Origin of the sequence: Pelistega indica (assembly GCF_000506865.1) — a bacterium.
GTDB lineage: Bacteria > Pseudomonadota > Gammaproteobacteria > Burkholderiales > Burkholderiaceae_B > Taylorella > Taylorella indica.
This window is the reverse complement of record NZ_AYSV01000094.1, coordinates 1-22,503: the sequence shown is the minus strand read 5'-3', so window position 1 is coordinate 22,503 and position 22,503 is coordinate 1. Positions and strand designations below refer to the sequence as shown.

The 22,503-nt window shown below is 38.7% G+C and carries 21 protein-coding genes, 5 tRNA genes and 2 pseudogenes; 19 read left to right on the top strand and 9 right to left on the bottom strand.

The annotated features are described in order from the left end of the window. Nucleotides 1–228 precede the first annotated feature (228 nt). The 8 genes and pseudogenes from miaB (at nt 229) to V757_RS23575 (ending at nt 6,939) form a co-directional block, all read left to right on the top strand. Nucleotides 229–1,647, top strand: a complete 1,419-nt coding sequence (gene miaB, locus V757_RS23605; protein ID WP_023951811.1) for a tRNA (N6-isopentenyl adenosine(37)-C2)-methylthiotransferase MiaB — start codon at nt 229–231, stop codon at nt 1,645–1,647. A 5-nt stretch (nt 1,648–1,652) separates the two neighbouring features. Continuing rightward, a complete protein-coding gene (locus V757_RS23600) occupies nt 1,653–2,663 on the top strand; it encodes a PhoH family protein (RefSeq protein WP_023951809.1) in 1,011 nt (336 codons plus the stop codon). A 5-nt stretch (nt 2,664–2,668) separates the two neighbouring features. Next, nucleotides 2,669–3,124 (top strand): rRNA maturation RNase YbeY, encoded by a 456-nt coding sequence (gene ybeY / locus V757_RS23595; protein ID WP_023951806.1) that lies wholly within the window; start codon nt 2,669–2,671, stop codon nt 3,122–3,124. 126 nt (nt 3,125–3,250) lie between these two features. After that, nucleotides 3,251–4,150: a CorC family transporter gene (locus V757_RS23590; RefSeq protein WP_023951804.1), complete on the top strand. Its 900-nt coding sequence runs from the start codon at nt 3,251–3,253 to the stop codon at nt 4,148–4,150. Then, nucleotides 4,083–4,427: pseudogene (locus V757_RS29970) on the top strand (hypothetical protein); the annotation flags it as partial. The gene V757_RS23590 and the pseudogene V757_RS29970, both read left to right, overlap by 68 nt. Continuing rightward, entirely contained in the window at nt 4,408–5,802 is a 1,395-nt protein-coding gene (gene lnt / locus V757_RS23585) for an apolipoprotein N-acyltransferase (RefSeq protein WP_315970383.1), read from the top strand. The pseudogene V757_RS29970 and the gene lnt, both read left to right, overlap by 20 nt. 23 nt (nt 5,803–5,825) lie before the next feature. Next, nucleotides 5,826–5,901: transfer RNA gene (locus V757_RS23580), tRNA-Ala, on the top strand. Between the two features lie 216 nt (nt 5,902–6,117). After that, nucleotides 6,118–6,939, top strand: coding sequence for a class I SAM-dependent methyltransferase (locus tag V757_RS23575; protein ID WP_023951803.1), 822 nt, complete (start codon nt 6,118–6,120; stop codon nt 6,937–6,939). Between the two features lie 181 nt (nt 6,940–7,120). On the opposite strand, the gene V757_RS23570 is transcribed toward V757_RS23575, so the two are convergent. Further along, nucleotides 7,121–7,741, bottom strand: coding sequence for a glutathione S-transferase family protein (locus tag V757_RS23570; RefSeq protein WP_023951800.1), 621 nt, complete (start codon nt 7,739–7,741; stop codon nt 7,121–7,123). Between the two features lie 318 nt (nt 7,742–8,059). Between V757_RS23570 and V757_RS23565 the strand changes: the two genes are divergently transcribed. Beyond that, nucleotides 8,060–10,519, top strand: a complete 2,460-nt coding sequence (locus tag V757_RS23565) for a glucose/quinate/shikimate family membrane-bound PQQ-dependent dehydrogenase (protein WP_023951799.1) — start codon at nt 8,060–8,062, stop codon at nt 10,517–10,519. Between the two features lie 132 nt (nt 10,520–10,651). Here the strand turns inward: V757_RS23565 and V757_RS23560 are convergent, their stop codons facing one another. Beyond that, a complete protein-coding gene (locus V757_RS23560) occupies nt 10,652–11,389 on the bottom strand; it encodes a cation diffusion facilitator family transporter (protein ID WP_023951797.1) in 738 nt (245 codons plus the stop codon). Nucleotides 11,390–11,470: 81 nt separating this feature from the next. On the opposite strand from V757_RS23560, the gene V757_RS23555 reads away from it, so the two are divergent. From V757_RS23555 to V757_RS23535, 5 genes are all read left to right on the top strand, one after another. Continuing rightward, complete coding sequence (locus tag V757_RS23555; protein ID WP_023951795.1) at nt 11,471–11,731, top strand: metal/formaldehyde-sensitive transcriptional repressor; 261 nt, start codon at nt 11,471–11,473, stop codon at nt 11,729–11,731. 296 nt (nt 11,732–12,027) lie between these two features. Beyond that, nucleotides 12,028–12,103 (top strand) — tRNA-Glu (locus V757_RS23550). A 40-nt stretch (nt 12,104–12,143) separates the two neighbouring features. Next, a tRNA-Asp gene (locus tag V757_RS23545) sits at nt 12,144–12,220 on the top strand. An 11-nt stretch (nt 12,221–12,231) separates the two neighbouring features. After that, nucleotides 12,232–12,307, top strand: a tRNA-Glu gene (locus V757_RS23540). Nucleotides 12,308–12,347: 40 nt separating this feature from the next. Then, nucleotides 12,348–12,424: transfer RNA gene (locus V757_RS23535), tRNA-Asp, on the top strand. Nucleotides 12,425–12,603: 179 nt separating this feature from the next. Here V757_RS23535 and V757_RS23530 read toward each other — a convergent pair. From V757_RS23530 to V757_RS23520, 3 genes are all read right to left on the bottom strand, one after another. Further along, the gene (locus tag V757_RS23530; RefSeq protein ID WP_245587024.1) at nt 12,604–13,914 is read right to left on the bottom strand and encodes an MFS transporter; all 1,311 of its coding nucleotides are present in this window, start codon (nt 13,912–13,914) and stop codon (nt 12,604–12,606) included. 94 nt (nt 13,915–14,008) lie between these two features. Then, a complete protein-coding gene (locus V757_RS23525; protein WP_023951791.1) occupies nt 14,009–14,650 on the bottom strand; it encodes a hypothetical protein in 642 nt (213 codons plus the stop codon). A gap of 77 nt (nt 14,651–14,727) precedes the next feature. Beyond that, complete coding sequence (locus V757_RS23520; RefSeq protein ID WP_023951789.1) at nt 14,728–15,408, bottom strand: SH3 domain-containing protein; 681 nt, start codon at nt 15,406–15,408, stop codon at nt 14,728–14,730. Between the two features lie 230 nt (nt 15,409–15,638). Between V757_RS23520 and V757_RS23515 the strand changes: the two genes are divergently transcribed. Both V757_RS23515 and V757_RS29360 read left to right on the top strand, forming a co-directional pair. Then, nucleotides 15,639–16,019, top strand: coding sequence for an NUDIX domain-containing protein (locus V757_RS23515; RefSeq protein ID WP_245587023.1), 381 nt, complete (start codon nt 15,639–15,641; stop codon nt 16,017–16,019). Between the two features lie 13 nt (nt 16,020–16,032). Further along, the gene (locus tag V757_RS29360) at nt 16,033–16,188 is read left to right on the top strand and encodes an NUDIX hydrolase (RefSeq protein WP_245587022.1); all 156 of its coding nucleotides are present in this window, start codon (nt 16,033–16,035) and stop codon (nt 16,186–16,188) included. Between the two features lie 160 nt (nt 16,189–16,348). On the opposite strand, the gene V757_RS23510 is transcribed toward V757_RS29360, so the two are convergent. The 3 genes from V757_RS23510 to V757_RS23500 are packed head-to-tail and all read right to left on the bottom strand — an operon-like array spanning nt 16,349 to nt 18,944. Continuing rightward, a complete protein-coding gene (locus V757_RS23510; protein WP_023951787.1) occupies nt 16,349–17,473 on the bottom strand; it encodes a succinylglutamate desuccinylase/aspartoacylase family protein in 1,125 nt (374 codons plus the stop codon). Between the two features lie 57 nt (nt 17,474–17,530). Next, nucleotides 17,531–18,244 carry an ABC transporter permease gene (locus V757_RS23505; RefSeq protein ID WP_023951785.1) on the bottom strand — a complete coding sequence of 238 codons (714 nt, stop codon included), beginning with the start codon at nt 18,242–18,244 and terminating at the stop codon, nt 17,531–17,533. Beyond that, nucleotides 18,237–18,944 (bottom strand): ABC transporter permease, encoded by a 708-nt coding sequence (locus tag V757_RS23500; RefSeq protein WP_023951783.1) that lies wholly within the window; start codon nt 18,942–18,944, stop codon nt 18,237–18,239. Before V757_RS23500 ends, V757_RS23505 begins: the two co-directional genes overlap by 8 nt. A gap of 288 nt (nt 18,945–19,232) precedes the next feature. Between V757_RS23500 and V757_RS23495 the strand changes: the two genes are divergently transcribed. From V757_RS23495 to V757_RS29630, 3 genes and pseudogenes are all read left to right on the top strand, one after another. Beyond that, entirely contained in the window at nt 19,233–20,015 is a 783-nt protein-coding gene (locus tag V757_RS23495) for a transporter substrate-binding domain-containing protein (protein ID WP_023951781.1), read from the top strand. Between the two features lie 248 nt (nt 20,016–20,263). Continuing rightward, nucleotides 20,264–20,839, top strand: a pseudogene (locus V757_RS29635) (DUF2827 family protein); the annotation flags it as partial. A gap of 47 nt (nt 20,840–20,886) precedes the next feature. After that, on the top strand, nt 20,887–21,402 hold the full coding sequence (locus tag V757_RS29630) for a DUF2827 domain-containing protein (RefSeq protein WP_261796548.1): 516 nt from the start codon (nt 20,887–20,889) through the stop codon (nt 21,400–21,402). A 92-nt stretch (nt 21,403–21,494) separates the two neighbouring features. Here the strand turns inward: V757_RS29630 and V757_RS23485 are convergent. Beyond that, the coding region (locus V757_RS23485; RefSeq protein WP_023951779.1) for a YadA family autotransporter adhesin at nt 21,495–22,503 on the bottom strand (1,009 nt) is incomplete at its 5' end.

Genomic DNA, 22,503 nt, shown 5'->3' with positions numbered 1-22,503 from the left:
TCAGTGAATAGACAAGAAATACTTAATAAAAAGTGAATTAATTCTATGATGTGGATATGACTATTCAATGACAATTAATTTTTTATACTTAACGTTCTCAAATATAGTTAAAGCCCTAAACATTTTTTTGTTTTAAAACAAAAAGATAGCTATTTTTACTTAATAAACCGAGTACAATAACGCTTTTAAACTTTACCCCCGGGAAAAACCCGTTACGGTACATCTATTATGCAAGAATTATCTATCAAGCGCGAAGGCGCTACTACTCAACAAACCACGCCAATCGAAAGCGAACAAGTCATTCTTCCAGAAGGCGCCAAAAAACTTTACATTAAAACATTTGGCTGCCAAATGAATGAGTACGACTCTGAAAAAATGGCCGATATTCTCAATGCCGAAAAGGGTTTAGAGCTAACAGAAAACCCTGAGGAAGCTGATGTTATTCTATTAAACACTTGCTCCATTCGTGAAAAAGCCCAAGAAAAAGTATTCTCTGACTTAGGTCGTATGAATCTACTTAAAAAGAAAAATCCTAATCTCGTCATTGGTGTAGGTGGTTGCGTGGCTAGTCAGGAAGGCGCCACGATTATTCAACGAGCACCTTATGTGGACGTGGTATTCGGCCCACAAACATTGCATCGTTTACCACAATTAATCGATCAAAAAGAAGCGACTGGTCGAGCTCAGGTAGATGTCAGCTTTCCTGAAATCGAAAAATTTGATGCCTTACCACCAGCCCGTGTTGATGGACCAACAGCCTTTGTATCTATTATGGAAGGTTGTAGTAAATATTGTTCATACTGTGTTGTACCGTATACTCGCGGTGAAGAAATCTCTCGTCCATTTGAAGATGTTTTAGTTGAGGTGGCTGACTTAGCTGACCAAGGCGTTAAAGAAGTCAATTTATTAGGGCAAAACGTAAATGCTTATCGTGGCGTGATGAAAGAAACAGGGGAAATTGCAGACTTCGCCATGCTGTTAGAATATATTCATGAAATTCCTGGTATTGAGCGAATTCGTTATACCACATCTCACCCTAAAGAGATGACAAAACGCTTAATTGATGCCCATGCTACGTTACCTAAATTAGTTCCATTCTTGCATTTACCTGTTCAAGCAGGCTCTGATCGTGTACTAGCTGCCATGAAACGTGGTTATACTACGCTTGAATTTAAATCTATTGTGCGTAAATTATATGCAGCCCGTCCTGGCTTAACCTTATCTTCGGACTTCATTGTAGGCTTCCCAGGGGAAACAGATGAGGACTTTGAGGCAACCATGAAATTGATTGAAGATGTCAATTTTGATACCTCTTTCTCATTCATTTACTCTCGTCGTCCTGGCACACCAGCAGCAGATTTATACGACGATACGCCTTATGATGTCAAGCTAAAACGTTTACAGCGCTTACAAGCACAGATTAATAAACAAGCTAAAGCGATTAGTGAAAAAATGCTTGGTACCACTCAACGTATTCTGGTAGAAGGTAAATCTCGTCGCGATAGTAATGAACTCATGGGACGTACCGAAAACAACCGTATTGTGAATTTCCAAGGTGGCAATCGTCTCATCGGTCAAATGATTGATGTAAAAATCACGGCAGTCTACACTAACTCTTTACGTGGCGAAGTCGTTCACAAAGACTAAACAGGATGACTAATAAACAACAATCTATCTCTGTTATGCTTGATGGGGACAACACCCATCTCGCTAATTTTCTAGGACCTTTGGACGAAAATTTACGCCAAATTGCCGTTGCTTGGGATGTGCATATCGGTCGCAATGGTAATCGTGTCCTAGTGGAGGGTAAAAATGCTCAAGCTGCTGCTAACACAATTGAAGTCTTCTTCATGCGTGCACGTCATACGGCACTATCTGTGGACGATATTCAATTAGGGCTAGTTGAACTAAAAGCAAAGTTTGAGAAGAAAAAAACAACTGAGAATACTGAGTCAGATGTAGAATTACCCTCTCTCACCGATGAAAACGAGGTTTTTCATCTACGCACTCGTAAAAGCGATTTACGTCCTCGCACTCCTCGCCAAAAAAACTATTTACAAAATATTTTACGCAACGATATTACCTTTGGCGTGGGACCTGCCGGTACGGGTAAAACATGGCTAGCCGTAGCTTGTGCTATTGATGCCTTGGAGCGTGATAATGTACAACGCATTATTCTGACACGACCTGCTGTTGAAGCAGGTGAACGATTAGGCTTTTTACCTGGTGATTTAGCACAAAAAGTTGACCCTTATCTACGACCTCTCTACGATGCATTGTATGATTTAATGGGTTTTGAAAAAGTCCAAAAACTCTTCGAAAAACAAACGATTGAAATCGCCCCTCTTGCCTATATGCGTGGTCGTACACTTAATCATGCATTCGTGATTTTAGATGAGGCTCAAAATACGACACCAGAACAAATGAAAATGTTTTTAACTCGTATTGGATTTGGTAGTAAGGCTGTCATCACGGGTGATCCAAGTCAAATCGACCTCCCCAAAGGACAAAAGAGTGGCTTAGCACATGCGTTAAGTATTTTACAAAATATCCAAGGCATCCAGATTAGTCGTTTTACCAGTAAAGATGTTGTCCGACATCCTTTAGTCGCTCGTATTATTGATGCCTACGAAAACCACGAAAAAGATTCTTCTACTAGATAATCATTATGTTGCAATTTACCGTTCAATATACTGTTGCAGTACCCGAATTAAGCCGCCAACAATTGCGGGCATGGGCGTTACGCGCTGTTAAGGCTGCTCATCAAGACGTAGCCTTTGACGTGGCTGAACTCACCCTTCGCTTTGTAGATACTGAAGAAGCAATCGCCCTCAATAAAGCTTATCGAGAAAAAGACTACGCCCCTAATGTACTAACTTTCGAATATGGCATTGATGAGTTAGATACCGTTAGAGGAGACATTATTATCTGTGTCCCTATACTAAAACAAGAGGCTCAACAGCAGCATAAAACGCTTAAACAGCATGCAGCACACTTAGTTATCCATGGAGTTCTACACGCACTAGGCTATGATCATATCGAAGAAGCTGATGCACAAGAAATGGAAGCACTAGAGGCGAAGATTCTAGCCGATATAGGATTTCCTAACCCTTATGAGACATAAAATAAGCCAAATTATCCATATGATTTTTAATGATATCTACATACAATTAATGTAAAGTTAAAAATTTTTAACCAATTTTTCATATTTTTAGGTTATTCTATTTATTCCTTAACTTGACGTCCAAAGATGTCCACTGAACCTTATCCGTCCGCGGCCCCTGATTCGGACTTAAAAACATCGGCCAAACATTCGTTAGCTCGTCGTCTTTCTCAAAAAGTAAAAGGCTTATTTAGTCTACAGCATGAGCCTGAGGATCGCGAAGATATTAATGAATTACTCAATAGCGCCCATGAAAAAGGCATCATCGATCAAGATGCTTATGACATGATTTTAGGCTCTATTTCTTTTAGCGAAAAAATCGCTAGCGATATTATGGTACCTCGCTCAAAAATGGACTGTATTGATATTAATCAGCCTATCAGTGAGATTGTGCCATTTATCATTGAAACAGCGCATTCTCGTTTCCCTGTTTATGAAGTAGAAAAAGATAATATTATCGGCTTATTGTTAGCTAAGGACTTATTGCGCTATGTCATAAACCCAGAACAAAGTCTACGCTCACTTGTGCGCCCTGCTTATTTTGTCCCAGAGACAAAAGCATTAAACAATCTCATGCAAGAATTCAAAACCACCCGCAATCACATTGCAATTGTTATTGATGAGTATGGTAGCCTGACTGGTTTAGTCACCATGGAAGACTTACTCGAACAGATTGTTGGCGATATCGAAGATGAATACGATGAAGACGCCGAACAAACGATTTTCCCCGAGTCAGCAAACAGTTGGCGAGTTATGGGTGTTAGTTCCATTAAACATTTAAACGAAACCATTGATGCCAACATTCCAGAAGACGAATATGACACAATTGGTGGTTGGTTAGCTGCTGAGTTAGACCATATCCCAAAACGTGGTGACACCTACGAATTCCACCATTTTAAATTTAAAGTTCTTCGTGCCGATGAAAAACGTGCTCAATGGATCCATATTCGACGAGCACAACCATCTCCTCAACCACAAGAATCCTAATAGTATGCCTTGGATCATTTTACTTATTGCAGGTATTATTCATGCTCAAAGCTTCTCTGCTAGCGTAATACCTGCTTATTTATTGAGCTATATTGAAATTTTTACACTAGCCATTTTATTTTATTATTGGCTAAGTAGTACTTCTATTAAACAAGTGTTGATGAGAACATTTGTTTTCACCATTGGTCATTTCTGTGCTGGTATTTACTGGTTATTTATTAGCATGAACACCTATGGTAATCTTGCACCTCCCTTAGCTGCTGCTGCGGTATTTTTATCTTTCTGCCTACTTGAGCATTTACCCCATGTTAGCCGCAGCAATCTTTCGTTTTTTTACCCCCATAAATCGCCCAAGCATTTTCACTGTTTTTTTAATAGCAGCGACTTGGGCACTCGGTGAATGGTTACGAGCAACTATCTTTACAGGTTTCCCATGGCTAACTATTGCCTATGCTCATGTAGATGGATTTTTGGCAAGTTGGGCACCTATTTTAGGCGCATATGGCGTAGCGTTTATGGCAGCTTTATGTGCAGCTCTATTAGCGCTTGCTCTCTATCAAAGAAAAAACTCTAGCACACAATCTGAAGCCCCCCTAAAAAAAGCCTCTATTCCTGTGATTGTTGCACTATTAGCGATTACTATAATAAGTAGTATAGGCTTGCATCAGCTAAATTGGAGTCACCCTACTGGCACACCAATTTCTGTGCGTTTGGTACAAGGTAATATTAATCAGCATGATAAATTTAATCCTGCCAATATGCTTAATAGCTTAATGAGCCATTTTGAATTAGCCAATTTACCCCCAGCAGATACTCAACATCCACCTAAAGTTGTTATTTTTCCCGAAACTATCATTCCTGGCTATCAATCAAACTTAGCCCCTGAATTATGGGAACATATCCGCCACGAAGCAGAAAAGCTCAATGCAGATTTCTTTATTGGTACACCTTATTTAGCTAAAAACCCTTCTGACGGTAGTCCATATGTGGCAAATAGTATTCTACTCATCAATGGACAAACAGATATCAATCGCCTATATGAACAAAATGGTGTTCCTCGTTATGACAAGCAACATCTAGTCCCTTTTGGGGAGTTCATTCCTTATGGTTTCCGTTGGTTTGTTGAAGCGATAGGTATTCCAATGGGAGACTTTAATCGTGGCGAAAAACGTCAGCAAAACTTTATCGTTGATAACCATGTTTTTGCAGCTAATATTTGCTATGAAGACGTATTTGGAGAAGAGTTATTACCTGCTCTATATCCCCATAAAGTCAAATTTGGAGATACTGAAAATCTTAACCCAGGTGCAAATATCCTTTTTAACGTTAGCAATTTAGCCTGGTTTGGCGATAGCTCTGCATTAGGTCAACACTTACAAATGGCTCGTATGCGTGCCCAAGAAACAGCTCGCCCTATGTTACGTGCTACCAATACAGGTGCTACTGCTCATATCAATGCTAATGGTGATGTGGTTGCTATTCTTCCTTATCACTCAGCAGGTGTTTTAGATGTGATGGTTCAAGGAACAGAGGGACTCACATTATATTCACGCTTAGGTAATAAAGGGATTTTAATTATTATTGTCGGGATTTTATTAATGGCGCTACGCCGAAAAGTATTTGACAAATATTTAGCGTTAGAGGTAAGATAACTCCCTTATCTAAGATTGTCTTTGGGGGTATAGCTCAGTTGGTAGAGCGCTTGCATGGCATGCAAGAGGTCAGCGGTTCGATCCCGCTTACCTCCACCAGAAATATCAAAGGGTTAGCTTTTATTTAGCTAACCCTTTTTGCTTTTTAATTACCTACTTATTCCACACAGCCTGTTATCTGCCATCTTTCTCATGATTTTTAACTAAGTAATTGATTTTATTAAAAATTAAACCCCATTTATATACATTAAATGGAATTAATGTTAGTATGATCTTAATGTGACTTTTATTTGGACATTACAAGGAGGGCGTGCCATGCAATTATCCTTAAATGCCGTAGGAGAAACAGCTTTAATTACGTTGTATATTAAAGCGAAAGACTATACATCCCCTTATCACTCTGTACTAAATGATAAGCTTTCTTGGGAAATTCTCAATAAAATTGATTACAATTTTGACAAATTCAATCATGCTTGGTCATCATATTATGGTGTGTTGGCTAGAGCCTTAGTCTTTGATGCCCAAATCAAAAAATTTTTACACAGATATCCAGATTGCATCGTTATTTGTTTAGGTGCTGGCTTAGATACAGAATTTTATCGTATTGATAATGGTACGATTGATTGGTATAACATTGATTATCCAGAAACAATTGCCGCAAGAGAGCTCTTATTTGATGCTCATCCTAGAGTACATAATATCACCAAATCGATTCTTGATCCAAGCTGGCCAACAGACATCCATGTAGATGGTCGTAAACTCTTATTAATCGCCGAAGGAGTCTTGATGTACTTAACTGAACAAGAAGTTAAGTCATTTCTAAACTTACTGACAGATTCATTTCAGGAATTTACTGCTTTATTCGATTTAGCTTACACCGGCTGGGTTAACAAAGGAAAATTTCATGATGCGGTCAGTAAAATGAATGTTGATTTTCAATGGGGAGTAGTTGATGGCAAAGAAGTTGTACAGTTAAACCCTAAATTAACACAAATTGACTTCATCAATATCACCCATAGTATGACAGCACTGCTTAACGGCTGGGGTTTCTTACTCTATCCCTTTATTTATATGAGTAATAACAGAATAGGGATTTATAAGTATCAAGCTCGTTTACACAAAAGAGCTTTGCCATAGTAAAGGCTTTTCTAGAAAAAAGTAGGAGCATGCTTAAGTCAATGGTATGAGATAGAACAATATCTTACCGAATAAGCCATGATTAACCATGCTCTTTTATCATAAAATAGAAACGAAACTCTACTTGCATACTACAAGAGCTTTTATTTCCATCTATTAGATGAATTTAGTGTAGGCTACTCTAGCCCAATAAGCCCTGATCTTTTAACGCTTTTTGCACACCAGCATTATTTTCAACGCGTTTGAAATATGCTCCTAAATTCGTAAACTCACTTAAATCAACTTTCAATGTCGCTGCCCAACGACTGATAACATAAAAATATACGTCACCAATTGTAATGGTATTCCCACATAAATAATCATTAGCCGACACGGCCTTCTCCACTTGTGCATAAATGCTTTTAATGCGACCAATCATTACCGTAGAGATTTTCTCCTTAGCCTCTTCACTATCAGCTAAAAATGGTAATTTGAATAAAATACCGAAACTACCATGCAAGTCTGTATTAGCTAATGCCAGCCATTGGCGTGCTTTGGCTTGTTCCTTAAGCGAACCTTGCCCAAAAAGATGCGCATCAGGATACAAGGTATTAATGTATTCAACAATAGCTACATTCTGAGCCAATCTCCAGTCGCCATCCTCTAGCAGAGGAACACTTCCTTGTGGATTTTTGGCTAAAAAATCAGGTGATTTTAATTCCTCTCTTTTTACCAATTGAATGGTATAGTCTGCTTTCGCCCATTCTAATGCAACGTGTGGGACAAGAGGACAAGCACCAGGCATATAATAAAGTTTTAACATACGATTCATTCTCCAAAATTTTAACTTTATCAGCAGTCTCGCTGACTGTTTTCACAGTCAGCAAAAAACTCTTTGATTCTTGTTGAGTAGTTTACCTGATTAATTAAAAAATCATTTATTCTTTTTTGTAAGTCTTGTTAAAAGCTTATAATAAAACCTATTCACGTTCATGATGGTTCAAAAATTAACGTGTTATTTCTCTATCTCTATTAATACATAAGCATTTACCTTAACTTATAACTCTCTTTTAAATGTATTTTGTTATTCTTCGTAGATATGGAACTATATTGAGTCATCATTTCTTATTAGGAACTCATTATGAATAAGTCCCCCCAAACCATGATGTCAAGATCACAACGGATGTCTATTCCGCTCAAATTTTGGTATGCCATTTTATTTTTATTACTATTCTTCACTGGCTTATTTTTTACTGTCGGTGGTGTTAAATTAGCCTCTTTAGGTGGTTCGTTATATTTCGTGATTGCCGGTATTGCTATTTTACTCACATCACTACTTTTGATTCGCCGTAAATCAGCTGCCGTTTGGTTATTCTTACTTACCTTTATTGGTACAGTTATCTGGGCATTTTATGAGTCAGGATTGGCATTTTGGCCCTTGTTTTCTCGCTTAATGTTTCCTGCGGGATTATTGATGCTATTGCTCTTCACATTACCATCATTAAGACGCTTAGAAGGAAAATCTACATTAAGAACGCCTGCCTTACTTTCAGGCACTCTCGTCTTATTAGGCATGCTGGCTAGTTTAGCAGGAATGTTTAAGCCTTACCCTACCGTAACTAGCAATGGTAAATTACTAGATTTAGTTTCTGTGCCCACCAATCAAACGCCTAGCAACTGGGAGCATTATGGTAATGACTCAGGCGGCAGCCGTTTTGCTCCTTTCGCACAAATTACTCGTGAAAATGTAGGGGAGCTCAAAGAAGTTTGGCGCTACCGTACAGGTGATTTCACTACAGGAAGTGGTAATAATGCAGAGGATCAACTGACGCCACTGCAAGTGGACAATAGAGTTTTTCTATGTACCCCACATAACAATATGATCGCATTAGAAGCGGATACGGGCAAAGAACTCTGGAAAGTAGAAGTGAACTCAAAAGCCGCCGCTTGGGAACGTTGCCGAGGCGTTGCCTATTTTGATAGCACAAAACCTCTAGAACAACCTACGCTACCAGACTCAACACCGGTTACAACAGTCTCTACAAATAGCAAATGCCTTCGTCGTATTTATACCAATACCCCAGATGCTAGATTAATTGCTGTCAATGCGGATACTGGCGAATACTGTGAAGATTTTGGTAATAATGGAACCGTTAATCTTTTAGAAGGATTAGGCAAAGGTACAGAAGCACCGCGTTTTGAAGTCACCTCTGCCCCTACTATTGCAGGTACTACTATTGTGGTAGGTAGTCGTATTGCCGATAATGTTGATGCGGATATGCCTAGTGGTGTTATTCGTGGATATGATGTTATTACCGGTGAGCTGCGTTGGGCATTTGATGCCCGTAACCCTGATAATAATTACAAGCTCAAACCAGGTGAAACTTATATCCGTAGCGGTGCTAATGCATGGGCAGCATTATCTTATGACCCCAAAATGAATACTGTATTCTTGCCTATGGGAAGCTCTTCTGTTGACCTTTGGGGAGGCAATCGTCGTCCCCTTGACCATATTTACAATACCTCAGTATTAGCGTTAGATGCAACCACAGGGCATCAAAAATGGGTATACCAGACAGTCCATAATGACTTATGGGATTTTGACTTACCTATGCAACCTAGTTTAGTGGACTTTCCAATGCCTGACGGTCATTTACAACCAGCTGTAGTGATTGGTACAAAATCGGGACAGTTCTTTGTGCTTGACCGAGTAACAGGCAAGCCATTAACAAAAGTAATTGAACAACCCGTGAAAGCGGCTAATGTTCCTGATGAACAATATTCATTGACTCAGCCTCGTTCTGTGGAAATGCCTCAAATTGGTAATCAAACCCTAACAGAAGCCAATATGTGGGGGGCAACACCTTTTGACCAATTGATGTGCCGTATCAGCTTCAAATCTATGCGCTATGAAGGCTTATTTACCGCACCAGGACTAGATGTTTCCTTAAGTTTCCCTGGCTCTCTTGGTGGCATGAACTGGGGAAGCATTGCCTTTGATCCAAATCATCATTATTTATTTGTTAATGATATGCGCTTAGGTCTATGGATTGAATTAATGAAACAAACCCCTGACGATATTGCTGCTCAAGCAAATGGAGGGGAAGCCGTCAATGTAGGCATGGGTGCTGTTCCTTTAAAAGGCACTCCTTATAAAGTGAATAAAAACCGCTTCATGTCTGCGCTAGGCGTACCTTGCCAAGAACCTCCTTATGGAACAATGACGGCCATTGATATGAAAACACGTCAAATTGCGTGGCAAGTACCTCTAGGCACTGTTCAAGATACAGGTCCAATGGGGATAAAAATGGGATTACCTATTCCCATTGGCATGCCAACAATTGGTGGTCCTCTAGCTACTCAAGGCGGATTAGTATTCTTTGCGGCAACACAAGACTATTATTTAAGAGCCTTTGATAGTTCAACAGGAAAAGAGCTTTGGAAAGATCGTTTACCCGTTGGTAGCCAAGGCACTCCAATTAGCTATATTTCACCAAAAACTGGCAAACAGTATATTGTTATTTCCGCGGGTGGTGCTAGACAGTCTCCTGACCACGGTGATTATGTCATTGCTTATGCACTTCCAGAAACTAAACAATAACTAGTCTTTAATTGGCGTTTAATTATTGTATTAATTAACGCTTCTCTACAAAAAAGCAGGCATAATACCTGCTTTTTTGCTTGAACTTTTGTATTAGAAATAAGCCTTTATTTTTATTGAGCAAAAAATTGATTATACATTTGACAAACTACTTTTTGGTTTAAGCAACAACTGTATTGCCTGCCATAAAACTTCCCAACCACTTTTCAAGATAAAAAAACCTAATATAAAACTAGCGACTAAATCAACCCATTGCCATGAAAAAAAGTAAGCACTTAGTCCAGCCGTAATCGCTACTAATGAACCAAACAAATCCGCTATTACATGTAAATAGGCTGCTTTAATATTAAGATTTTCATGATTACTTTTCAGCATTATCCACGCCACACTAATATTTACAATCAACCCCAAGACAGCAACACCAATCATAGGTAAGGCATCTAGCATTACTGGATTATGCCATCGTACAACAGCCTCTCTCATTATCATCATAGCCACAACAATTAATGATAAGCCATTTAAACCTGCTAAATAATATTGTTTACGCGTAGATAAAAACAGGGCTAACAAAGCAATTAATAAAGACAAACTATCATTTGCCATATGACCCGCATCAGCTAGTAAAGCTAAACTATTAAAACGCCAGCCTCCCCAAAACTCTACTGCCATAAAAAAAGTAATACACATAAAGCTTACTGTCAGAATCTTTTTATCACTTGGCAATGAATGTTGATGATGATTACCATGTTCATGCCGATGAAAGTCATCCTTATATAACTCACCAGTTTTTTGCTGAGATGCCGACTCAACATTATGGTGATTACACAAAGGATCCAAATGATGTTGGCATTGATGTTTATCCTCAGTCATGTAAAATACTCCCTAGTAGTATATTTAATAATATACTCCTTCCCAGTATATTTAGCAAGAGAAAATTAGTGAGAGATTAGTATGAGTCATTTACAGCACAACAAAAAAATTCTAAATCGCATCAAACGATTACAAGGTCAATTAAATGCCGTTGAAACCACGGTTATAGAAGGTAAATCATCATGTATGGATATACTTCAGCAAGTAGCTGCTATCAAAGGCGCCATTACTGGACTGACAAATGAACTAATTGAGGAACAATTGACTCAACATGTATTACCAGCAGACTACAATGCCCAAGAATTAGAAAAATTCTTAGGATTATTAAAAAAGTATAACTAATGAATCATGATAAGCAACAACGACAACTTATCTGCTATCAACTAATCCATATTTAGGCAGGAGGATAGCATTCTTTAAATACGATTGCTGCTTAAACGATATTTATTGATATTGAGGAGCTATTTATAAGCGTATAAGCCATTTTTAAAAGTATCTTTTACGCAACAAAATGATGTAATCTATTATTTATCCATTCATTAACTATAAATTTAATTTGTAGTTTTATAGTTTTATGTTATAGTTATGTTCTTGATGTCAAAAACCAACCTGATATCAAGGTTTTATAGTACAGTCCTGTCCCCTTCGTCTAGAGGCCTAGGACACCACCCTTTCACGGTGGGTACAGGGGTTCGAATCCCCTAGGGGACGCCACTCTTGACACGAGTGTGTATATCTGTAAAGTTTACCGTGTGGAGCGGTAGTTCAGTTGGTTAGAATACCGGCCTGTCACGCCGGGGGTCGCGGGTTCGAGCCCCGTCCGCTCCGCCACAATTTGTCCTGTCCCCTTCGTCTAGAGGCCTAGGACACCACCCTTTCACGGTGGGTACAGGGGTTCGAATCCCCTAGGGGACGCCACTCTTGACACGAGTGTGTATATCTGTAAAGTTTACCGTGTGGAGCGGTAGTTCAGTTGGTTAGAATACCGGCCTGTCACGCCGGGGGTCGCGGGTTCGAGCCCCGTCCGCTCCGCCAGTTTTAAAAAATTAAATCTATATTGAATACCTCAAATTAGCACTATTGTTAGTTTGAGGTTTTGTTTTTATACTTGCTGTACTGCGTGAAGCGTAACACTCACCACTACTACTAGCATATATTTGCTTACTTTACATTAGCCATTTCCGTTATATTCGTTATATGGCCTTGCTCACTAGTTAGGCATGAATATTTTTTTGATTCTGTACACCAGCTTCCGCAAAGGTATTCACATTAACTAGCGATTTGAATTTTAATTGCATAAAGAAAACAACCGCTAACGTCATTAAACTTCCCGTCACCGCCGTTGGTACAGTACCAATGAAATGCGCCGTACTTCCTGCCCTGAATTCACCTAGCTCATTAGATGAGCTGATAAATAACATATTTACTGCGCTAACACGTCCACGCAAAGAATCTGGGGTCGAAAGCTGAATTAATGAACTTCTGACATTGACACTTACCATATCACAAATTCCAGCAATCATTAACGCAGCCACACTGAGCCAAAACCAAGTCGATAATGCAAATACCAAATTAGCCATCCCAAACAGGGCTACAGCTACTAGCATGACCTTACCAACTGCTTTTTTGATTGGGAAAGCTGTTAAATAAATCCCTGCTAAAATTTCTCCTACCGACATCGAGCTTCTCAATATGCCCAACCCTTGTGCACCAACATGCAATACCTCGCTCGCATAAATTGGCAATAAAGTAACAACCCCTCCAAGTAATACAGCGAATAAATCAAGCGAAATCGCACCTAGCACAATAGGACGTTGTCGAATAAAAAGAATTCCCTCCACAAAGCGTTGCCAAACAGCACTCAATTGAAAAGCCTCCGTCACTGGCGTTTGGTTAGCATACAAAAGCTTTACCCATACTAATGGAATCACCGCTAGCAGGAAGAATAATGTACATGCTAGATAAGAAAACTCACTACTGACACTATACAAAATACCACCACTAACAGGCCCTAGTATAGTGGCCAGCTTCATCAACGTACTGTTTGTGGCAAGTGATTGTGGTAGCTTATCCATAGCAACAATTTGTGGCAATAAACTTTGTAGTACAGGATTAATAAATGAACGTGTCATGCCAAAAATAATCAATATCGCATAGGTCCAATAGATATAATCCTTCCCTTCTATGGCAATTATCATTAATGATGCACTACATAAGCAAGCAATAATTAAGCCAATCGCTAATATAATTTTGCGATTATAACGGTCAGCCACATCACCAGCTATAGGCAAACAAAACACCATGGGAATAAATTGTGCTAACCCAACATATGCCAATGCCATCGGATCACGTAAGGTATCATACAAATGCCATCCCACGATAATGGACTGGATTTGAATCGCAAACATAGTGAATAGACGAGTAATTAAAAAGGGTAAAAATCCAGTTTGCCCAATAATGGTAAAACGCATTGCTGATGGCTCTAAAATAGTATGGAAAAGAGCTATTATCTTACTATTTACCAAGATAGAAAAGCCTAAAATCCATAAATACTCAAGATACTCTACTTATCACGCTATAAACTAAATAGCTACAATGAAGCATATAGATATATATGCCTTACTCTACGATATTTAAGCTATTTTTCATCTCTACAACCTGATCCCCTACTTGCTTTAATAACGCCTCCATTTTCTTTAATTCTTTAACAAAATAGGCACTATTCAAACTCAGTTGCCAAGCTTTTTCCTTCTCACTATTTCCCTCAAAAGTAATAACGGTTGGCTGACCTCCAAATTGCCAATAAATTTCCTCTGCTTTGGGACAATAGGTTTGCAGAAGATCAGGTAATTTATGAAAAATAAGCGTTAACTTCTCATAAGTAGGCTGTGAACTTTGAATAAAAAAATTCATCTTAGGCTGACACCAACTTTCTTTATCAACCTTTTCACCATATACATAAATACCCATACGTTCCTTAGCTGAATACGCAATTCGTATCAGATTATGCTTACCAATTCCTCTCTCAGGCACCAAGAGATTATCTCCTTTACCAGCCAGCTGGTTTACTACCTCCTCCTGATTAACACTATCACTGCTGTTAGCCTGTTTATCATCTCCCTCATCTTGTTGTTCTATCACATTATTCTGCTGCGCTTGTATTGTTTTGGATTGATCTTTAGCTAGAGCGAATACTGATGAGACATAAAATAACCCCACACATAGCCCCATAATATAACGGCGATAATATTTTTGACTCATTTTAGCCTCATACTTATTTTAAATATGAAATAATTTTTATATTGCTTATATTAACCATGGTAATCTTTTCATCCATATCAACCTCCAACACCATCCAAATCAATTTCTCCCCTACCTCCTATCCTATTATCTTTCTCAATAGATAAACGATCCAAGTCGATATAGTTTCTTGTTTGTGCCCCCTCCTCTTTTCTTATAGTAGATTTATCTGCTTGCTGACTAAGACTATGCTGATTCTCTCGTTGCTGTGATTGTTTGGGTTTACCACTTTCTGTAACTTGTGGTGATAAAGTGGCGGTATTTGATACTCTTCCCGCACTACTAACTTTAGTCTGGCTAACTAGGTCAGCAAAAACATAACCAATTACTGCACCGTCTCTCCCTACGGCTATCCATCCTGTACCTGTATGACCCAATGCATAAATACTAGTTCCTCTATTAACATAGCCTAAACTAGCAGATGCTTTGTCTGGTGCTGAACGTAAATGAGCTGTTTTTTTGAGGTAATACGTTTGATTGATGGGGTATAACTCTACCTCATTCACTGCCTGATGAGCAGCATTCTCTTCTGATATGGTGCTACACGCAGATAATACACAGAATAGCCCAATCATAGACAAATAGCGCCCACAATATGACATAAGTGACATTATTGGCGCTATAGTAATTGATGTTTTATGAAGATTTCTATACTGATCACGAGAAGAACGATAATAGTTATTACCTCTATAATCACCTTGTGTTTCGAACATACCCATTGTTAATACCCCACACTAATGTCTCTCTAATAAGAACAGTATAAGGATTTCAACACCCTACCACCCACAATGGATAAAAAAGTCATGGCATGTCGTTTTATGCCATAATAGTTCCTGTGAAATAGGCATGAGTATAGTGAGCGAATAGAATATACATATTAAAATAATTAACCATTCAAAAACCACTATTTCCATAGCCAATAACCTCTTTTACTCGGATATCTATACTTATGCAAAACCAAAACCTTACCGAAAAACTAATTAGCTCAAATCATATTTTTACTGGCAAAGTTATTAGTTTACAAGTGGATACCATTGAACTACCCAATGGCAAATCAGCGACAAGAGAATTAGTTAAACACCCCGGTGCAGTAGCTATTCTAGCGATTACTCAAGATAATACCGTTATATTAGTCGAGCAATATCGTCACCCTTGTGGAAAAATCATGCTTGAGATTCCTGCGGGTAAATTAGATGTTCAAGGGGAGTCTCCCGAGCAATGTGCTTTTCGTGAGTTAGCTGAAGAAACACCATACACGGCCCAACGTATGACACTGCTCTATACTTTTTATACTGCAGCTGGTTTTTGTAACGAAAAAATGTACTTATAATCAAGCACATGATTTGCTTAAAAATAGTCAATCAGAGACAGATGAGGATGAGTTTGTTCGTCAAGTCTATCTAAGTAAAGAAGACGTAAAAAAAGCGTTAAAGAATCAAGAAATTCAAGACTCCAAAACGCTTATTGCACTACAACACTGGTTAGCTCAAGAGGATTGACACTTAGTAAGGAAACTTAATAAAGCACTGAGGAAAGCACATACTTTATATTTCAAAGCTACGCTTTCCTCTAGTTATTTACTTATGCATCCTTTATTCAATCGAATATATCAACACAATAACGTTAATCAGTGATGTACCTTTAAAATAACATTAAAGATTAAGGCGATAGGTTATGATTACCAATATCAAATGGTGAAGAAATACTCATTAATTTTCGCTCACCCATCGCTACTCTAGAGCCACTTAATGCAAAAACAAATCCATAATGAGGACTAGTTACCGCCGTACATTCACCTGTGATTGGGTTAAGAATATCAGCTACTTCTTGACCAGCAGACACCCACTCTCCCTCTTTCACGCGATAAACAACTATCCCTGTCGTTGGTGTTGGTAAATAATAGAGTCCTTCAAGAGGGTGCGGCTCATTCACTAGATCAGGCAAAGGCTTTTGATCAGCTAGGTCTATATAGCCACGATAGCCTAGATATTGAATAATACCGTCGGCATCTTTTTGGCCGTTTTCATGACTTAAATCATATTCACCTCGGAATTCCACCGTGCTGCTGATTGTAGCTTGTTCAAGTGCTTCATTTGGATAACGCTGTATCAACGATGCCCATAACGTTGAAAAGATTTCATCAAAAGAATTTGCATTTGAATTTGCCGACAATAACTGACATTCAGACTGTAAATAACGTGCTAATGGCTCCAAAGGCTCCCACGTACTAGGCATAGTGTACATATGTAGTCGCGCAAAATTATCGCAGTGTAGGTCTAATACAATATCCGCATCATGACTTAATGACAATAAGTTTAAATGCATAGAATGCACATTACTACTAGGCTTCATATCATCTAATACACGTTTAATCACCTCTCGCATTTTTTTAGTGTTTTCTTTGGCATCTTTAGAAAACACAAAAGGATTTTTGTCTAACTCTGCAAATAATGCCTCTTTCATTGGCACGGTAAATAAGCGATTAAAATTTTGTCCCGTTGGTAAATGAAAACGACCTATATGCATATAGTTAATACTTTGTGCCAGACCTAAAGGATTACACATAGGCACCAATACGATATGCGCTTTTAGACGTCCTTCTTGTTCTAGTTTTAATAACTTCTTATGCAAATAAAAAGCAGCTACCGAACCAGGCATCTCATCGGCATGTAAACTTGACTGCATATAAATCTTTGGCAACGATTCATCACCAAAATGCAAGGCTGTCACATGGGCTTGCATACCTGGCGTCATATAGTCAATAGGTAATAATTCTGTACGCATTTTTTACTTCCTTTTGTTCCAAGAAGAACTTTTATTTGAGTTGTTTTGTGCTATCACTTAAGTCGCTGACATACGACTCTTTAGATGAACTAAATATTTTTTCTCAATCATTCTAAAGCCTAATACAAGCAGAGTATTCAAAATTAGATATAACACAGCTGCTGCTGCATAGGCGATAAATGGTTCATAATAAGTACTATTAAAAAAGCTAGCTGCTCCCGTAATTTCCATAATTGTCACTGAGGAGGCCAAGGCAGTCGCATGCATAGTCATAATGACCTCATTACTATAGGCAGGTAAGGCTCTTCGTAAACTTGACGGCAAAATAACCCTTCGCATAGCCTTCGCTGGCGACATACCATAAGCATAAGCTGCCTCAATTTCTCCCCTATCGGTATTCTTGATAGCCCCTGAGAAAATGACGGTAGAATAAGCAGCTGTATTTAACGCTAAAGCTGCTAACACATATATATAACTACCTTTAAGAAAACCAAATCCAGGTTGCTGCATTAGATGATTCACAAAATCAAGACTTGGAATACCAAAATAAAAGATATAAAGTTGAATCAATAGTGGTGTACCTGTAAAAAAGTACACAAAACCATTAATTAATCGAGCAACCAGAGTATGCTTTTTTTGAAGAAGGACCGCAAAAGGCACAGCCATTAACAATCCACACAACACTGACACGACAGTTAAGAAAATTGTAATCGGCAAGGCATGTATGCAATCCATGAATGCCGTTAAAAATAAATCCCAAGATTCACTCATAACTTTCCTCTTGTCTAACACCGCGTTGGTAATGTCTTTCTAGCCAAGCAAAAATACGCAAAGAAACAAAGGTAATAAGCAAGAACAAACAGGCTGATACCATATTAAATAAGAAGGGTAAATGTGTAGCACTACCACCTTGATGCGCAATCCTCGTCATATCATCCAATCCAATGATTGATACCAATGCTGTTGCTTTAGTTAACACTAACCAGTTATTACGAACCCCTGGTAGAGCATAACGCATCATTAACGGAAACGTGATCCTTCTTAACACAGAAAAACTACTAAAACCATACGCATAACCAGCCTCAATTTGCCCATATGGGACAGCTAAAATTGCGCCCCTAAAGGTTTCAGTAAAATAAGCTCCAAAAATAAAACTTAGCGTGAACACTCCCGCCAAAAACGGGCTAATTTCAAACGTAGGCAATCCTAACCATTCTGTCAAAGAGTTAAGTCCTATCTGGGCACTGTAATAAACCATCAACATCCAAATGAGGTCTGGCACACCTCGTACAATCGTAGAGTATGCCGTAGCAACACCAGCTAACACAGGATTCTTAGATAATCGCATTATCGCACCAATTAAACCTATAATGACGGACAATAATAGCGATAATAAAGCAATCTCTAATGTCAATACAGCGCCGCTTAAAATGCGAGGCATATATTCAGCAATAATAGAAATATTAACCATTTTTCTTATTTAAAAATTAACCGTTCGATTTTACCCGAAATTGTCGTTTACAGCCTAGAGAACCATACTCAACAAGAAAGATTGTAGCAGGTACCTGTTGACTCATATATAAGGGTTTTTCTATAATTCACTACCATTCACCCACATAATCCTCTTACGAATCGCTTAATTTGTCTAATTTTTGTCATAAAAAACAAACATTACGGGTATTTATCAGTAGTTTTTTTAAGCTAAACACGTTATAGTAAATTTCCAAGACTACTTTTTATTTCTCAAGGAAGTTTCTCTATGCTATTAAAGAAAAAATTTATCAGCCTTTCGGTTTTAGCAATGATTGCGATGAGTGGTGCTGCAAACGCTGAGGAGCGCTTAATTCGTTTTGGTAACGATGCTACTTACCCTCCATTTGAATATACAACACCATCAGGTGAGATTGTAGGTTTTGATATTGACCTTGCTAAAGCAATGTGTGAAAAACTACAAGCCAAATGTACATTCCAAAACCAAGCATGGGACGGCATTATTCCTGCGCTACGTGCGAAGAAATTTGATGTAATTGCTTCTTCAATGAGCATTACAGAAGAGCGTAAAAAAGCAGTTGCTTTTACCCAAAAAATTTGGACAACACCAAATCCTATTTTTGGTAAAAAAGGAACAAAAGCAGATCCTTCAAAAGAAGGTACAAAAGGTCTTGACCTAGGTGTACAACAAGGTACTATTCAAGACAAATATGCAACAAAATACTTTACTGATGCCAATATCAAACGCTACAAAACATTTGAAGATGCTGTAAAAGACTTGGTAACAGGTCGTGTTCAAATTGTTTTTGCTGATAATGGTGTAACAGATGAATTCTTAAAAAGTGATTCAGGTAAAGATTTTGCTATCTTAGGTGAACCATTACCATCTTCAGCAGATAAAGAAATCTTTGGCGAAGGTACAGGATTTGCTGTTCGCAAAGAAGATAAGCAATTACTTGATGACTTAAATAAAGCCTTTGAAGCAATCCGTGCAGACGGCACTTATGACAAAATTGCTAAGAAATATTTCACGTATGACGTTTATAACTGATAAACATTCTCTTGTGATTTTCATCGCTATCATTCTAAGATAACGAATAAATAATTACTATCATTCCCTGCCTTCATCATTTTCCATCTATAGCCAGAATTCATGATGAAGGCAGGATGTAGAAATATACCAATACTCTACAGGTATAATAAAACGCTACTCTCTTTATCAAAAACTCTTTCACTCTAGCGCCTGTAACTTAGGTTTAACTTTCCACGCTAACCCTCGTAGGACTCAGGAATTTCCGTATGTGTAAAAAATATAGAATTGGCATTACCTTCAATTTAGAAACTGACAAAGCTGATATTTGGGCGAATGGTGCAAATCAAAACGTAATCTTTCTGTACCAGTTATTTAGACAGGCTGAGATTGTTGAAAGCGTCGTGCTAGTTTCATGGGGGCCAGAAAAACGCAAAGAGCCTCCAGAGGGTTTTATGCTAGACGATTTGGCGTTAAATTTTGCCTATGTAGATGAAGTCCTTGATGAGTTAGATGTACTCATCGAAGGAACTCTGGTGATTGATCATCAATATGCCACTAGAATGCACGAACATGGCGGTAAAATCGTGGCATATAAAATGGGCAATGACTACATCATGGACATGGAATATTTTTTATTTGACCGTCCTGCTGGACGATTACCTAATGGAGTTAAGTTTGATGCTGTGTGGGTAACTCCGCAACATCAAAATACAGGGATGGCATACTACTCAACCATTTATCATGCTCCAGCCTACGTTGTTCCATTTATTTGGGGAACAATATTCTGTGATAAAGTGATTGCTAGAATAAAAAAAGAACATAACCTAGATTTCGGCTATCAGCTACTAACGATGGCGCAGCAAAACGGGTTGCTTCTTTTGAGCCAAACATCAATGTACTCAAAACTTGCTTTACCCCTATCCTCATCTGTGAGCATGCTTATCGCACAGACCCAAATAAAATTAAGCATTACTATGTTTGCAATACGTATGAAAAACGTAATAATCCCACATTACATAACTTTATTGGCTATACAGATATAGTACGAGATGGAATTTTAACTGTTGAGGGTCGCTATCAAATGCCAGATTTTCTGGCTCGCTATGTGGATATTGTAGTCAGCCATCAATGGGAAAATGGCTTAAACTATGCTTATAATGATGCACTGTACGGCGGATATCCTTTTATTCATAATTCTACATTACTCCCAAAAGGCGTAGGCTACTATTATGATCAGTTTGATGCGTTTGATGGGGCAAACGTATTACTAGATGTTATTGAAAATCATGACAAACATCATAGTGCCTATGTAAAAAGAGCCAACGAATACTTAGATTCATTATTGCCTACAAACCCTGTCAACACTTATTTCTACGAAAAAGAAATCAAACGTTTATTTGAATAAATTTATGTTGTCACACATGGCATATCCTCAATACTAGATATACCTTCTAGCATTGAGGAAACTTGTCGTTATAGCATCCAATCTCTTTTTCTTTAAGGAAAGAAAAATGTTGCTGAGGCAGCTACACCATGCTTAGAACGATTATTAGTTGTGATCGCTCCCTTAAGCATAAACTTACCATTCTCTGAGAGTCGACTACCACCCAGTGCCACCCCTGTTCCACCGTTATAATGTGCTACTCCCATAGAAAGAGAAGATTGACCTGGACGATAAGCTTGGCCTAAGTTAGCCACTGCCATTGCACTAGCAATTCCTGCATTCGCATCCTTATTAAAACTATTAATATTACGTTCAACTCCATCAATACGTTGATTAATCCGAGCTTCACTTTCTCCAACCAAACGTTTCACATCTCCAATATTAGCAGCATTGGTATTAACGCTACCACCACTCGCTACATTAACAATTTGACGTTCATTACCAACAGTACCAACAGATACTGTATTTTCCTGATCAGCTATAGAGCCTTGACCAAGCGCCACTGAATTTTTTGCCGTTGCTTTTGCGCCTTGACCAACTGCTGTGGCATTTTTCTTCGTCGCCTTTGCACCTTGACCAATAGCTGTGGTATTTTTTGCCGACGCTGTTGATCCGTGACCAACCGCTGTAGCATTTTTCTTCGTCGCCTTTGCCCCACTACCCAAAGCAGAGGCATTCTCAGCTGACGCAACAGAACTCTCACCTGCTGCAGTGGCATTAATACCCGTTGCGCTGGCTGTATTTCCCATACGAAGCGAACCTACCCCTGTATTCTTACCTGCAACATATGAATCAGTAAAGTCATTACCAATTAACATTCGTGTACTTTGAGCAGAACTTTCTGCTAATTTTGCAGAGTTCGCTGCTGCTGACGCACTTGAACCAGCGCTAGAGGCTGAGTTAGATGCTACTGTGGCGCTAGAGGCAGCGCTTGTAGCTGAAGCTGACGCCGATGAGGCACTCGCTGAGGCGGCTAACGCACTCGAACCAGCACTAGACGCTGAAGTCGAGGCCGATGACGCACTGCTTGAGGCGGCTGACGCACTTGAGCCAGCACTAGAG

Coding starts and splice junctions, on each gene's coding strand:
- V757_RS23590 (WP_023951804.1), top strand. CDS start 3,251: ATGTCCACTGAACCTTATCCGTCCGCGGCCCCTGATTCGGACTTAAAA.
- V757_RS23525 (WP_023951791.1), bottom strand. CDS start 14,650: ATGAGTCAAAAATATTATCGCCGTTATATTATGGGGCTATGTGTGGGG.
- V757_RS23520 (WP_023951789.1), bottom strand. CDS start 15,408: ATGGGTATGTTCGAAACACAAGGTGATTATAGAGGTAATAACTATTAT.
- V757_RS23505 (WP_023951785.1), bottom strand. CDS start 18,244: ATGAGTGAATCTTGGGATTTATTTTTAACGGCATTCATGGATTGCATA.
- V757_RS23575 (WP_023951803.1), top strand. CDS start 6,118: ATGCAATTATCCTTAAATGCCGTAGGAGAAACAGCTTTAATTACGTTG.
- V757_RS23555 (WP_023951795.1), top strand. CDS start 11,471: ATGAGTCATTTACAGCACAACAAAAAAATTCTAAATCGCATCAAACGA.
- V757_RS23560 (WP_023951797.1), bottom strand. CDS start 11,389: ATGACTGAGGATAAACATCAATGCCAACATCATTTGGATCCTTTGTGT.
- ybeY (WP_023951806.1), top strand. CDS start 2,669: ATGTTGCAATTTACCGTTCAATATACTGTTGCAGTACCCGAATTAAGC.
- V757_RS23510 (WP_023951787.1), bottom strand. CDS start 17,473: ATGCGTACAGAATTATTACCTATTGACTATATGACGCCAGGTATGCAA.
- V757_RS23495 (WP_023951781.1), top strand. CDS start 19,233: ATGCTATTAAAGAAAAAATTTATCAGCCTTTCGGTTTTAGCAATGATT.
- miaB (WP_023951811.1), top strand. CDS start 229: ATGCAAGAATTATCTATCAAGCGCGAAGGCGCTACTACTCAACAAACC.
- V757_RS23565 (WP_023951799.1), top strand. CDS start 8,060: ATGAATAAGTCCCCCCAAACCATGATGTCAAGATCACAACGGATGTCT.
- V757_RS23570 (WP_023951800.1), bottom strand. CDS start 7,741: ATGTTAAAACTTTATTATATGCCTGGTGCTTGTCCTCTTGTCCCACAC.
- V757_RS23515 (WP_245587023.1), top strand. CDS start 15,639: ATGCAAAACCAAAACCTTACCGAAAAACTAATTAGCTCAAATCATATT.
- V757_RS23600 (WP_023951809.1), top strand. CDS start 1,653: ATGACTAATAAACAACAATCTATCTCTGTTATGCTTGATGGGGACAAC.
- V757_RS23500 (WP_023951783.1), bottom strand. CDS start 18,944: ATGGTTAATATTTCTATTATTGCTGAATATATGCCTCGCATTTTAAGC.